Here is a 12575-nt window from a genome sequence, read left to right on the forward strand (position 1 = left end):
TTCTGGGCACTTGTGCTGCCCTGAGCCTGGCTGTGGCGTGCCCGCAAGTGGGCACCGCGGCCGTGCAGGTCAGCCAGTCGGGCTGGCAGTGGGGCAACCCGACGCCGCAGGGCAACACGGTGCGGGCGATCGACTTCGTCCAGGGCCGCGGGTACGCGATCGGCGACGACGGCACGGCCCTGCGCACCGACGACGGCGGCGCCACCTGGTCGGGCCTGCCGACCGGCACGTCGCTGGACCTCAACCGCGTCCAGGCCGTCACGCCGGACGTCGTGACGATCCTCGGCGGCGACGGGTGCGTGCTGCGTCGCTCCGACGACGGCGGCCGGACCTTCCGCAAGTTCTACGTGCTGACCGAGATCAACTGCCCCGAGCCGGTCGCCGCGACGTACTTCATCACGCCGCAGATCGGCTACCTGCTGCTGCGCAACGGCAACGTGCTGCGCACGACGGACGCGGGCGAGAGCTTCAGCCGCGTGACCGCGATCCCCGGCACCTCCGGCAGCGCGGGCGGCGGCAACGCGACCCCCGCGGACGCGATCTTCACCTCGCCCGACGCCGGCATCGTCTTCCTGGCGGGCTCCAACACCGCCTTCCGCACGACCGACGCGGGCGCCTCCTGGACGCCGGAGCCCGACGTCGCGCCCGGCAACGTGCAGCGCGTCAAGGCGATCGACGGGAACACGTTCTACGCGTTCGGCCCGAACACGCTGCTGCGCTCCGCGGACGCCGGCCAGACGTGGCAGGCCAAGCCGATCGCGGCGACGGTCACCGGCGTCAGCTGCGCGACCCTCGACCTCTGCCTGCTCACCACCGACCGCGGCGACCGCCTGCTGCGGACCGAGAACGGCGGTGACACGTTCGAGTCGATCACCGCCTCCACCGCGCCGCTCTACGCCGCCGGGTTCGCGAACCCGAGCCGCGCCGTCGCGGCCGGCAACGGCGGCGCCACGGCCGTCTCCGACGACGGCGGGCGCAACTACACGGCGGTCGGCGGGGACATCGCCGGCTCGTTCCAGTTCGGCCTGCGGCTCGGCCCCGCGCCGAACATCGCGCTCGCGCTCGGCGCGCGCGGCCAGCTCGCCCGCACGACCGACAACGGCGTCACCTGGAAGGCGATCAACGTCGCGACCTCCTCCGACATGCGCGACACGTCGTTCAGCAGCGAGAGCGAGGGCTACGCGCTCGACGTGCGCGGCGGCCTGTTCCGCACCAACAACGGCGGCTCGAGCTGGCAGCCGATCGACCCCGGCACGACCAGCGCACCGCAGGCCGTGATCACCAGCGGCACGACCGTCCTGCTGGCCGGCCCGCGCGGTGTGCGCCGCGCCTCCGGCGGCGGGCAGTTCAGCCTCGCCGAGAGCCGTGCGCGCGTGGACGCGTTCGACCGCGCCGGCAGCGCGATCTTCGCCTACGGCACGAACGCGATCATCCGCACCACCAACGGCGGCCGCGCGTGGAAGACGATCAAGCGGCCGGGCCGGCTCGCGGACCTGGAGATGACGTCCGCGAACGGCGGCTACGCGCTGACCACGAACGGCCGCGTGTGGCGCACCACCAACGGCGGCAAGCGCTGGAGCGAGCTGCCCGCGGTCGGCACCGGGCGGGGCCTCGCGCTCGCGTTCGGCTCCGCCACCGACGGCTACCTGACGCTCGAGGGCTACCCCGCCGACAACAACGTCGCCTACGTGCAGCGCACCACCGACGGCGGCAAGCACTGGCGTCCGCAGCGGATCGCGAGCGGCCGCTTCCCCGGCACGGAGGGCGTGATCAGCCCGAGCGCCGCCCGCTCGTACGCGCTGACCTCGACGCCCGCGGCGGGCGGGAACGTCTTCCGCAGCCTGTTCACCACCAGCTCCGGCGGCGACTTCGGCTCGCGCTCGACGATCTCGCTCTCCCGCGCGCGCCGTTCCGGCCGTACCGTCACCGTCAGCGGTCAGCTCAAGGGCGCGCAGGGCGGCGAGGCGATCGTCGTCTCGGCCCGCACCGGCTCCCGCTGGAGCGAGCAGGTGGTGACCGCGGGCGCCAACGGCGGCCGCTTCACCGCGAGCTTCCGCGTCTCCGGACGCGTGCAGTTCGTCGCCCGCTGGGCCGGCGACTCCGGTCGCCAGGGCGCGGGCTCGTCCGTCCTCACACTGAAGAAGAAGTAGGGCAACTACCCTCGTAGTCCATGTCACTCGCCCGCGCCGTGGTCGGCGTCTCGTTCATCGCCACCGGGGTCTTGCACTTCGTGCGCCCGAAGCTGTACGAAGCGATCATGCCGCGCTACCTCCCGGCCCACCGTGAGCTCGTGCTCGCGAGCGGGGTGGCGGAGATCGCCGGCGGCGCGGGCGTGCTGCATCCTTCCACGCGCCGCGCCGCGGGCTGGTGGCTGGTGGCCACGCTCGTGGGCGTCTTCCCGGCCAACGTCGAGATGGCGTTGCATCCCGAGCGCTTCCGGAAGATCCCCAAGTCGTTGCTGTACGCACGCCTGCCCCTGCAGGGTGCGATGATCGCCTCGGTGTGGAAGACCGCGCTGCGCTAGAAGCGGCAGTCGCAGTCGCCCGGGCGAACGGGCTGCGCGTCGACGACGCCGTCATCCTCCGCGACCGGCTGAACGTGCTCGTGCACCTGCGGCCGGCGCCGGTCGTCGCCCGCGTGGCGGGCACGATCACGCGTGCACGCCAGGGGACGGCGTGGCAGGAGCGCGAGCTGAGCGTCGCCGGCCACCTTGCGCGCGCGGGCGCGCCCGTGGTCGCCCCGAGCGCCGAGCTGCCGCCCGGCCCGCACGTGCACGCGGGCCGCGTGCTCTCGTTCTGGGACTACGTGCCGCCCGCCGACCCGGTGGACGCGGCCGCGGCGGGCGAAGCGCTCGCGCACTGCCACGAGGCGCTGCGCACCTACGAGGGCTCGCTCCCGCTGCTCGGCACGCTCACCGAGGCCGAGGCGCTGCTCGCCCGCCTGGCCGCCGAGGAGACGATCGACCCGGACACGGCGACGGACCTGCTGCTGCGCATCCACGAGCTCACGCCGATGCTCACCGAGCTGCGGTCCCCGGTCCAGCCACTCCACGGCGACGCCCACCTGGGCAACGTGCTCGGTGGACCGCTGTGGAACGACTGGGAGGACACGTGCCTCGGCCCGGTCGGGTGGGACGCCGCCTGCCTGCTCGCGGGGCGCCACGGCCGCGGGCGCCAGGAGGCGGCCTACGCCGCCTCCCGCATGGGCGTCGATCCGGGGGAGCTGGAGCTGTGGATCGACGCGCGCTCGCTGCAGGTCACGATCTGGCGCTACGTCAGCGCCGGCACCACGTCACCCTCGGGGTCGACCGGCGTGCGCGGCGACACGAGGATGTAGGCCAGCAGCGCGCCGACGACGGCCATGCCGGCGCCGACCGTGATGGCCACCTGGAAGCCCTCGGTCATCGCGTTCGGCAGCGCGCTGCCCGCCTCCAGCGCGGAGTCGCGACGCGAGTTGGCGATCGAGGCCAGCACGGCGAGGCCGAGCGCGCCACCGATCTGCTGGCTCGTGTTGATCAGGCCGGAGGCCAGGCCGGCCTCGTGCGGCTCGACGCCGGCGACCGCCGCGATCGTCATCGGCACGAACGCGAAGCCCAGGCCGAAGGCGCTGATGATCGACGGGAACAGGATGTCGCTGACGTAGCTGCCGCCGACCGAGATCTGCGAGAACCACAGCAGGCCGATGGCGGTCAGCAGCATGCCGGCGACCAGCACGGGGCGCACGCCGACGCGGGTGACGAGCGTCGAGGCGACGCCCGCGGAGACGATGATGCCGCCCGCGAGCGGGAGGTAGCCGAGGCCGGTCTCGAGCGCGTCGAAGCCGAGCACCTGCTGCAGGTAGAGCGAGATGAAGAAGAACATCGAGAACAGCGAGGCCGCGACCAGCAGGCCCGTGATGTTCACGCCGCGCACGGTGCGCAGCCGGAAGATGCCCGGGAACGGGACGAGCGGAGCCTTGTTGCGGCGCTCGATCACGTAGAACGCGCCGAGGATGACGACCGCGATGCCGACGAGCAGGAGCGTCTCGGCGGACGTCCAGCCGGCGTCGTTGGCGTTCACCAGCGAGTAGACGAGCAGCGAGAGGCCGGCGGTGACCGTGACCGCGCCCGCGATGTCGAAGTGGCGGTGACCGTCCTGGCGCGACTCGGGCAGCAGGCGCGGGGCGATCGCCGCGGCGGCGAGGCCGATCGGCACGTTCACGAACAGCACCCACTCCCAGCCGGCCCACTCGGTGAGCATGCCGCCGAGGAGCACGCCGGCGGCACCACCGGAGCCGGCGACCGCACCCCAGACGCCCATGGCCTTGTTGCGCTCGGCGCCCTCCTTGAACAGCTCGGTGACGAGCGAGAGCGCGGCGGGCGAGAGCAGGGCGGCGCCGAGACCCTGGACGGCGCGCGCGGCGATCAGCCAGATGTCGCTCTGGGCCAGGCCACCCGCGAGGGAGGCGCCGGCGAACAGCACGAGGCCGAGGATGAAGAGCCGTCGCCGGCCGAGCAGGTCGGCGAGACGACCGCCGAGCAGCAGGAAGCCGCCGAAGGTGAGCGTGTACGCGTTGACGACCCACGAGAGGTCGTCCGGGCTGAAGTCGAGCGCCGTCCCGATCGAGGGCAGCGCGACGTTCACGATCGACGCGTCGAGCACGACGACGAATTGCGCCAGTGCGAGAAGTGCCAGCGCCAACCAGCGCCGGTCTGTGGTGGAAGACATGGAGAGACCCCTGGGGAGGAAGTGGAAGTGGAGTTCCGTTTCAACTTAGACGATACGGAGTTGCCATTCCGTTTGTCAAGCCCTACAGTCGACGTATGACCCAAGCCGCCCAGCGCCCGCTCAGAGCCGATGCGCGTCGCAACCGCGAGCGGGTCCTGGAGGGCGCCCGGGAGGTGTTCGCCGAGCACGGGCGCGACGCCCAGATGGACGACGTCGCCAAGCGCGCGGGCGTCGGCGTCGGCACCGTGTACCGGCACTTCCCGACGAAGGAGGCGCTGGTCGCGGCGCTCGCGGTCTCACTGTTCGAGAAGGTCCTGCAGGCCGGGCGCGACGCGCTCGAGCACGAGGACCCCTGGGAGGCGCTCACGAACGCGCTGTGGACCGGCGGCGAGACGCTCTCGTCCGACCGTGCGTTCACCGAGATCGTCGGCCAGGCCGAGGTCCCGTTCTCCCCGGAGCTCCAGACGGAGATGTACGAGGTCTACTCGACCCTGCTCGACCGGGCCAAGGCCTCCGGCGACCTGCGCCCGGACATCGTCATGGACGACATCCCGATGTTCATGTGCGGCATCGGCATGGCGACGGTCAAGCCGCACTGCTGCCCGAACGCCTGGCGCCGGCATTTGACGGTGCTGATCGACGGCCTGCGCGCCGACAACGCCTCGGGTCCGCTGCCGTCGTAGCATCGGAGGGATGAGCTCCCCCGATACCGTGAGCGACCCCGAGCTGCAGGAGGTCGCGTGGGACCTCACCGATCTGCTGAACGGCGCGGGTGACCAGGATCCGCAGGCCGGCGTCGACGCACTGCTGGCCGACGCGCAGGCGCGAGCCGACCGGTTCGCCGACACCTACGCCGGCAAGCTGGCCGAGATCGACGGCGCCGGGCTCGTCGGCGCGATGCGCGAGCTGGCCGAGATCGAGGAGATCGCGGCCCGCGCGGGCACGTACGCCCACCTGGCGTTCAGCGTCGACACCCAGTCGCCGGCCAACGGCGCGCTGCTTCAGCGCGTCGAGGAGAAGGGCACGGCGATCGAGACCAAGCTGCTGTTCTTCCACCTCGAGTGGGCGGCGCTCGACGACGCCAAGGCCGACGAGCTGCTGGCGACGGACGGCCTGGACTTCGCGCGCCACCACCTGGCGACCGCGCGCCGCTACCGCCCGCACCTGCTGAGCGAGCCCGAGGAGCGCATCCTCACCGAGAAGCAGCTGTCGGGCCGCAGCGCCTGGACGCGGCTGTTCGAGGAGCAGACCGCGTCGATCACGGTCGACCTGCCCGACGCCGGCGAGGTGCCGCTGGACGCCGCGCTCTCGCAGCTGTTCCACCCGGACCGCAGCGTGCGCCAGGACGTCGCCGCGCGCGTCACGACGGCGCTGCAGCCGGGCCTGCGCACGCGGGCCTACGCGTTCAACACGCTGCTCGCCGACAAGATGACCGACGACCGGCTGCGCAACTACCCGCACTGGCTGGCGGCGCGCAACCTGTCCAACGAGGCGTCGGACGAGTCCGTGCAGGCGCTGGTCGACGCGGTCCGCGGGCGCTACGAGCTCGCGCGGCGCTGGTACCGGCTGAAGGCGAAGCTGCTGGGCGTCGACAAGCTCGCCGACTACGACCGGATGGCCGCGGTCACGCAGGACAACGAGAAGATCGCCTGGCCCGAGGCCAAGCGGATCGTGCGCGAGTCCTACGCGAACTTCTCCGGCGAGCTGGGCGGCATCATCGACCAGTTCCTCGAGAACCCGTGGATCGACGGCCCGGTGCGGCCGGGCAAGCGCGGCGGCGCGTTCTGCTCGTACGGCGTGCCGAGCGAGCACCCGTACGTGCTCCTGAACTACACGCACCTGCGCCGGGACGTCCTCACGCTCGCGCACGAGCTGGGCCACGGCGTGCACGCGGTGCTCGGCGGGTCGCAGGGCGTCTTCCACATGGCGACGCCGCTGACGCTGGCCGAGACCGCGTCGGTGTTCGGCGAGACGCTCGTGTTCGGCGAGCTGCTCGAGGCCTCTCCCACGCCCGAGTCGCGCCTGTCGCTGCTCGCGGAGTCGATCGAGGGCTCGATCGCGACGGTGTTCCGCCAGATCGCGATGAACCGCTTCGAGCACCTCGTGCACACCGCGCGGCGCGAGGAGGGCGAGATCTCCGTCGAGCAGTTCGGCGAGCTGTGGGCCACCTCGCAGGAGGAGATGCTGGGTGACTCCGTCGAGATCACCGAGGGCTACAAGTCCTGGTGGTCCTACGTCCCCCACTTCGTCGCCTCGCCGGGCTACGTGTACGCGTACGCCTACGGGCAGCTGCTCGCGCTCGCCGTCTACGGCCGCTTCGAGGAAGAGGGCCCGGGCTTCGAGGCCGACTACGTGAACCTGCTCCGCGCGGGCGGCTCCAAGTCGCCGGAGGAGCTGGGCAAGATCGTCGGCGTCGACCTCGCCGACCCGGGCTTCTGGGACAAGGGCCTGGACCTCGTCGAGCGCAAGCTCGACGCCGCCGAGCAGGCCGCGAAGGACGCCGGCCGGATTTGAAGCAGGGACATCCCCTCCGCCCCACCCCGATCATCCGTCCTCAAAACTGAGCACGAGCGATCGCCCGGATCATCGTCCGGGCGATCGTCACCAGCTCGTCCGTCGAGACGTGCTCGTCCACGGCGTGGGCGAGCTCGATGCCGCGCGTGCCGACCATCACGGCCGGGATGCCGCGCGCGGTGAACAGGCGCATGTCGGCGCCCCACGGGACCCCCGCGAGCGGCGCGCTGCCGGTCTCGGCCGCGAGCGCGCCCTGCACGGTCTTCACCCACGGGTGCTCGGGGTCGGTCGTGCCGGGTGCGAACGCACCGCCTTCCCAGGTGAGCACGCAGCGCGGGAGGCCGTCGTCGAGGGCACGGTCGACGACCGCCTGCAGGTCGGCGCGCGCCTGGTCGAGGTCGGCGCCGACGGGCACGCCGAGCCGCCCCTCGAAGTGCAGCTGGTCCGGGACCATGCTCGACCACTCGCCCGCCCGGACCTGGCCGACGAGCAGCGGGTAGGGCAGCTCGAGATCGCGCATGAGGACGTTCTCGACGTTCGTGTTGACGGCGCGCTCGTGCTCGGCGAACGCAGCGTGGACCTTCACGTAGCGGTCGATCGCCGAGTGACCGGCGAGCCGCTCGGCCGCGTGCGCGGCGACGCCGCGGATCTCGCCCTTGAACGTGAGCGCGCCCGCCTGCGCGCAGACGACGCGCAGGCCGGTTGGCTCGGGGAGCAGCGCGGCGTCGAAGCGGTCGTCGCGCTCGAGCTCCGCGAACGTGCCGAGCCCGCCGTCCTCCTCGGACGGGACGGCCATCAGCACGACCTCGGGGTGGTCGGTCTCGCGCAGCGCGAGCATGGCGTGCAAGGCGGCGATCACCGCGCCTTTCATGTCCACGCTGCCACGGCCGTGCAGCCGGCCGTCCTCGACGGCGCCCGACCACGGACCCAGCCGCCACGGCTCCGTGCCGGGCGAGACGACGTCCACGTGGCCGTTGAGCGCGATCCGGCCGGGCCGGGTGCCGGGGAGGCGGATCGTCAGGCCCCATAGCTCGTCGCGCGGCGCCTCCTCGCCCGGATGCTGCGGGTGCGTACGCAGCGCGGCCAGGTCGTGCTGGTGGAGGTCGGCTTCCAGACCGAGCGCGGCCGCCCGGTCGGCGAGCCACTCGAGCGCTTCCCGCTCGTCGCCCGTGACGCTCGGCACGCGCAAGAATCGCGCGGCGTCGCCGATCAGAGTGGATGTATCAAGCGCAGCAACGACCGACTCCTCCATGTGGCGAGCCTAGTACGTCCGTGGAGACCTGAACGATCGAGGAGGACATGGCGGCACCCACGAAGCAGATGATCGTCGCGATGGACCCGCCTCTCGTCACGGCCTCCGCGCTCGGCCTGTGCTTCGGTCGGCGCGCGGTGCTCTCGGGGATCGACCTCGCGGTCGCACCCGGCGAGGTGCACGGGGTGCTCGGGCCACGCGGGTGTGGGAAGAGCGTGCTGCTGGGGGTCTTCGCCGGCGCCCTGCAGCCGTCGACGGGCTCGGCCCGCGCGGACCGCGCGGTCCTGGTCGCCGAGGGCGGCGGCGCCTCCTTGGCGGTCGCCCGCGCGCTCGCGGGCGCGCCGCTCGTGCTGCTGATCGACGAGCCCGCCGACGGGTTCGACGCGGTCACGCGCACGGCCGTGCGCGAGCTCGTGGCGCGGCACGCCCGGCGCGGCGGCGCGGCGCTGTGGGCGACACGCCGCCTGGACTCGCTGCAGGGCGTGGCCAGAACCCTGACGTTGATGACCGACGGCCGCCCCCGCTACACCGGCTCCGTGGAGGCGCTGGCGCTGCGCGCGCTGGCGGAATCCGCCGCGGACGTCGCCGACCGGCTCCGGCACGCCGCGTAGCTCTGATCAAAAGCCCAGGTTGTGGCGTGGTGACAGTTTTCGTCGTCTCAGGCGTTAGTCTGAAAGACGGTGCTTAGTGACGCTGCTTCCACCAACGGTTTTGAGACGGACCTCGGCGCCCGCGTTCGGTCGCTGCGCCGGGAACGCGGGCTGACGCTCAAGGGCCTCGGCCGCCTGGCCGGGCTCTCGCATCCCTTCCTCTCGCAGGTCGAGCGTGGGCTCGCCCAGCCGAGCGTCGGCTCGATCGAGCGGATCGCCGCCGCGCTGGACGTGTCGGTCGCGCACCTGTGGGCCCCGCCGCGGCGCGGTGACGCGGTGCGCATCGTCCGCCACGACGAAGGCACGGTCGACGAGCGCGCCGACGGCGTGTTCCGCGAGGTTCCGGGCGAGCCGGGCGAGCCGTCGCTGCGCGAGTGGACCGCCCGCGGCCGGCGCTGGCCCGCGGAGCCGTCGGTCACGCGCGGCGAGGTGGCGATCTACGTCGCCCGCGGCGCGGTCGAGGTCGACCTCGACGGCACGGTCCAGAAGCTCGAAGAGGGCGACACGCTGCGCTTCGACGGCACGATCCCGCACCGCCTGCGCCGCGCGGGCGGCACCAACACCCGCGCGCTGCTCGTCACCAGTTAAACGTCCTGGACGTTTATTGCTTGGTCAACTACGGACGGTTGGCCAGGTCCGCGGGCGGGTCGCCGCCGCCGAGCAGGGTCTTGGCCGTGCGGCCGAGGGCGGCCATCGCCGAGCCCAGCGGGCCGGGGCCGTAGCTCACGCGCGGGATGCCGAGGCGGGCCAGCTCGTCGAGCGTCGGGCCGTTGGCGCTGCCGAAGACCGAGATCGGGCCGCGGATCTTGATCACGAGCTGCTCGAGCGTGGCGACGTCGCTCACGCCCGGGACGAAGATCACGTCCGCGCCGGCGGCGAGGTACGCGCGGGCGCGCGTCACGGCGTCCTCGAACTCGCCGCCGGTGAGGAAGACGTCGGTGCGCGCGTTGATCACGACCGGGACGCCCGCCGCCTCTCCGGCCGCGCGGGCGGCTCGGACGTTGGCGGCGTGCTCCTCGACCGGCTTGAGGGCGCCGGTGCCGTCGGAGTCCTCGAGGTTGCAGCCGACCGCGCCCGCGTCGATCGCGCGGGCGACCGTGGCGCCCGCATCCCCGAAGCCACGCTCGAGGTCGGCGGTCACGGGCAGCTCGACGGCGCGGGCGACGATCCCGACCGCGTCGATCATCTGGTCGAGCGGGATCTGCTCGCCGTCGCCGTATCCACGGGAGGCGGCGATCGACCAACTGGCGGTGGCGATCGCCTTCGCGCCGGCGTCGGCGACCACGCGGGCGCTCACGGCGTCCCAGGCGTTGACCAGCACCAGCGGCTCGGGCGCCGCGTGCAGGCGGCGCAGCTCTTCGGCTTTCTCTCGCTGCGTCATGTCCGGGAGCCTCGCAGACGCATCCGGTGGATCGCGCCCTGGGGGATCTCCTTCGCCGGCCGGGTCTCGATCGCGAACGTCTCGGCCGCGTGCTCGAGGAACGGCCCGGCAGCCTTGCGGCCCGGGTCGGCGAGCCAGATCTCGCCGCGCTCGTCGATCAGCCGCGGGAGCAGCGGCAGCAGCGCGACGCCGTTGCGCGGCTCGTAGAGCACGTCGCTCGCGAGCACGAGGTCCCACGGCGCGCGGGCGACGATGGCCTCGGGCGCACCCCAGTCGACGCACAGCGCCTCGAGCGTGAGCGCGTTGCGCTGCGCGTTGCGCTCGAGCAGGGTGATCGAGTCCGGCGCCCAGTCGGTCGCGGTGACGCGTCCCCCAGCGGCGGCCGCGGCGAGGCTCACGAGGCCGAGCCCGCACCCGAGCTCCAGCGTCCGCGCGCCCCGCAGGGCACGGGCGGCGACCACGCGCGAGAGCGCCAGCGCGCTCGGCCACAGGTCCGCCCAGTACGGCAGGAACTCGTCGTGCGCGAAGGCCTCCTCGCTGATCAGCGCCTCCGCGTCGCGGGGACGCAACAGCGCCAGGTCGCGACCCGCGACGCCCACCACTTCCTCCACCAAGTCGTCCACCTCCCTAGCATTGCGGAGATCACCGCTCCGCCACGTGTCACCAGCGTCGACGTCGCGCGCCGCGCCGGCGTCTCGCAGTCGACGGTCTCGCTCGTGCTCTCGGGCAAGGCCCGGGGCCGCATCTCCGCCCGGACCGAGGAGGCCGTGCGCGCCGCGGCCGCCGAGCTCGGCTACCGCCCGAACGTCGCCGCCCGCGCGCTGCGCACCGGTGTCGCCCGCAGCGTGGCGCTCGTCGTCCCGGACATCACGAACCCGTTCTTCGGCCGCGTGCTGCGCGGCGCCCAGCGCGCCGCCCAGGAGGCGAGCTACACCGTCGTGCTGGTCGACATCGGCAACAACCGCGCCTGGGAGGCCGCCTCGGTCGAGGCCCTGCTCGCGGGCCCCGCCGACGGCCTGCTGCTGTTCGAGGCCGACCTCCCGCCCGGCACGAGCGAGCACGCCATCCAGATCGAGATGGCGCCCGGCGGCGAGTTCCCGGTCGTCCGGCTGGACGTCGAGGCCGGCGTCGACCACGCGCTGGACCACCTGCTCGAGCTGGGCCACACGAAGATCGGCCACGTCGCCTCGAACTTCGACGCCCCCACCTTCGACCTGCGCGCGGCCCGCATCGCCGCCCGCCTCGGCCCCGTCCCGACCGTGATGGCGCCGTTCACCTTCGAAGGCGCGAAGGTCGCCGCCGCCGCCATGCTCGACGAGGACGTCACGGCCGTCTTCTGCGACGACGACATCCTCGCCGGCGGGCTCTACCTGGCCGCGCGCGAGCGCGGCGTCTCGATCCCCGGCGACCTCTCCGTCGTGGGCTTCGACGACCTCGACTTCGCGCGCGTGCTCGCCCCGCCGCTGACGACGGTCGCCGTGGACGCCGAGGGCCTGGGCGCGCTCGCGTTCTCGGCGCTGGCCGCCGACCTGGCGGGCGAGTCCGTCCCGCCCGAGCAGGTCATGCCGGTCTCGTTGACCGTGCGCGAGTCGACGGCACCGCCCGCCTGAGGAGCACCCGACGGTCCGCCAGCGGCTCAAGTCTTAACGTTGTCCGCCGAAGTCATACGTATTATGCTCATTCGTATGACGAAGATCCAGATGAAGCTCGCCGCCGTGGCGGGCGTGCTCGCGGTGTTCGCGGGCTCTGCGATCGCGAGCCCCGAGCCCGGCAGCACCAAGTCGGCGATCGTGGTGGCCGGCAGCGCCGCCACGGACAGGGACGCACTCGCGAACGCGCACGAGGTCGCCGAGGCGACCGGTTCCGACCTGAAGGTCGTGAGGAGCAGCGCCGAGCAGCTCGGCGTGGTCCACATGCTGGCCGCGCGGGGGTACGACAAGGTCGTGACCGTCGGTGTGGACCGGCGCACGGCGATCGCGCCGGTCGCGGGGAAGTACCCGCGCGTCCGCTTCGTCGCGGCCGAGGCCAATGGCCTCAGCGCGGCGATCAGCGGCGCGGTGTAGCGCCTACGG

Annotated in this window: 13 protein-coding genes; 9 read left to right on the plus strand and 4 right to left on the minus strand. The window is 73.0% G+C overall.

The features are described from left to right. Positions 1-47 precede the first annotated feature (47 nt). Genes C8N24_RS04960 through C8N24_RS04970 form a run of 3 tightly spaced genes read left to right on the plus strand, consistent with a single transcriptional unit; the run spans position 48 to position 3336 of the window. Positions 48-2150 (plus strand): WD40/YVTN/BNR-like repeat-containing protein, encoded by a 2103-nt coding sequence (locus tag C8N24_RS04960; protein ID WP_121248582.1) that lies wholly within the window; start codon positions 48-50, stop codon positions 2148-2150. Between the two features lie 20 nt (positions 2151-2170). Beyond that, positions 2171-2524, plus strand: coding sequence for a DoxX family protein (locus C8N24_RS04965; RefSeq protein ID WP_121248584.1), 354 nt, complete (start codon positions 2171-2173; stop codon positions 2522-2524). Further along, positions 2503-3336 (plus strand): phosphotransferase, encoded by an 834-nt coding sequence (locus tag C8N24_RS04970; protein WP_121248586.1) that lies wholly within the window; start codon positions 2503-2505, stop codon positions 3334-3336. The genes C8N24_RS04965 and C8N24_RS04970 overlap by 22 nt, the downstream gene beginning before the upstream one ends. On the opposite strand, the gene C8N24_RS04975 is transcribed toward C8N24_RS04970, so the two are convergent. After that, the gene (locus C8N24_RS04975; RefSeq protein ID WP_121248588.1) at positions 3270-4706 is read right to left on the minus strand and encodes an MFS transporter; all 1437 of its coding nucleotides are present in this window, start codon (positions 4704-4706) and stop codon (positions 3270-3272) included. The genes C8N24_RS04970 and C8N24_RS04975 overlap by 67 nt on opposite strands. A gap of 95 nt (positions 4707-4801) precedes the next feature. Between C8N24_RS04975 and C8N24_RS04980 the strand changes: the two genes are divergently transcribed. Together C8N24_RS04980 and C8N24_RS04985 are read left to right on the plus strand one after the other, a co-directional pair. Further along, positions 4802-5389 (plus strand): TetR/AcrR family transcriptional regulator, encoded by a 588-nt coding sequence (locus tag C8N24_RS04980; RefSeq protein ID WP_121248590.1) that lies wholly within the window; start codon positions 4802-4804, stop codon positions 5387-5389. A 10-nt stretch (positions 5390-5399) separates the two neighbouring features. After that, complete coding sequence (locus C8N24_RS04985) at positions 5400-7220, plus strand: M3 family oligoendopeptidase (protein ID WP_121248592.1); 1821 nt, start codon at positions 5400-5402, stop codon at positions 7218-7220. A 40-nt stretch (positions 7221-7260) separates the two neighbouring features. Here C8N24_RS04985 and C8N24_RS04990 read toward each other — a convergent pair whose 3' ends face one another. Further along, complete coding sequence (locus tag C8N24_RS04990; RefSeq protein WP_170178851.1) at positions 7261-8403, minus strand: M20 family metallopeptidase; 1143 nt, start codon at positions 8401-8403, stop codon at positions 7261-7263. Positions 8404-8519: 116 nt separating this feature from the next. On the opposite strand from C8N24_RS04990, the gene C8N24_RS04995 reads away from it, so the two are divergent. Then, the gene (locus C8N24_RS04995; RefSeq protein ID WP_121248596.1) at positions 8520-9083 is read left to right on the plus strand and encodes an ATP-binding cassette domain-containing protein; all 564 of its coding nucleotides are present in this window, start codon (positions 8520-8522) and stop codon (positions 9081-9083) included. A 69-nt stretch (positions 9084-9152) separates the two neighbouring features. Continuing rightward, positions 9153-9710: a helix-turn-helix domain-containing protein gene (locus C8N24_RS05000; protein ID WP_121248598.1), complete on the plus strand. Its 558-nt coding sequence runs from the start codon at positions 9153-9155 to the stop codon at positions 9708-9710. Between the two features lie 28 nt (positions 9711-9738). Here C8N24_RS05000 and C8N24_RS05005 read toward each other — a convergent pair whose 3' ends face one another. Beyond that, positions 9739-10503, minus strand: coding sequence for an isocitrate lyase/PEP mutase family protein (locus tag C8N24_RS05005; RefSeq protein WP_121248600.1), 765 nt, complete (start codon positions 10501-10503; stop codon positions 9739-9741). Beyond that, positions 10500-11126 (minus strand): class I SAM-dependent methyltransferase, encoded by a 627-nt coding sequence (locus C8N24_RS05010; protein WP_245971764.1) that lies wholly within the window; start codon positions 11124-11126, stop codon positions 10500-10502. The genes C8N24_RS05005 and C8N24_RS05010 overlap by 4 nt, the downstream gene beginning before the upstream one ends. Between C8N24_RS05010 and C8N24_RS05015 the strand changes: the two genes are divergently transcribed. Next, entirely contained in the window at positions 11022-12113 is a 1092-nt protein-coding gene (locus C8N24_RS05015) for a LacI family DNA-binding transcriptional regulator (protein WP_121248602.1), read from the plus strand. The two genes, C8N24_RS05010 and C8N24_RS05015, sit on opposite strands and share 105 nt — an antisense overlap. 75 nt (positions 12114-12188) lie before the next feature. Then, a complete protein-coding gene (locus C8N24_RS05020; RefSeq protein ID WP_121248604.1) occupies positions 12189-12566 on the plus strand; it encodes a type 1 periplasmic-binding domain-containing protein in 378 nt (125 codons plus the stop codon). Positions 12567-12575: the final 9 nt, after the last annotated feature.

The sequence above is a fragment of the Solirubrobacter pauli genome (genome assembly GCF_003633755.1).
Lineage (GTDB): Bacteria > Actinomycetota > Thermoleophilia > Solirubrobacterales > Solirubrobacteraceae > Solirubrobacter > Solirubrobacter pauli.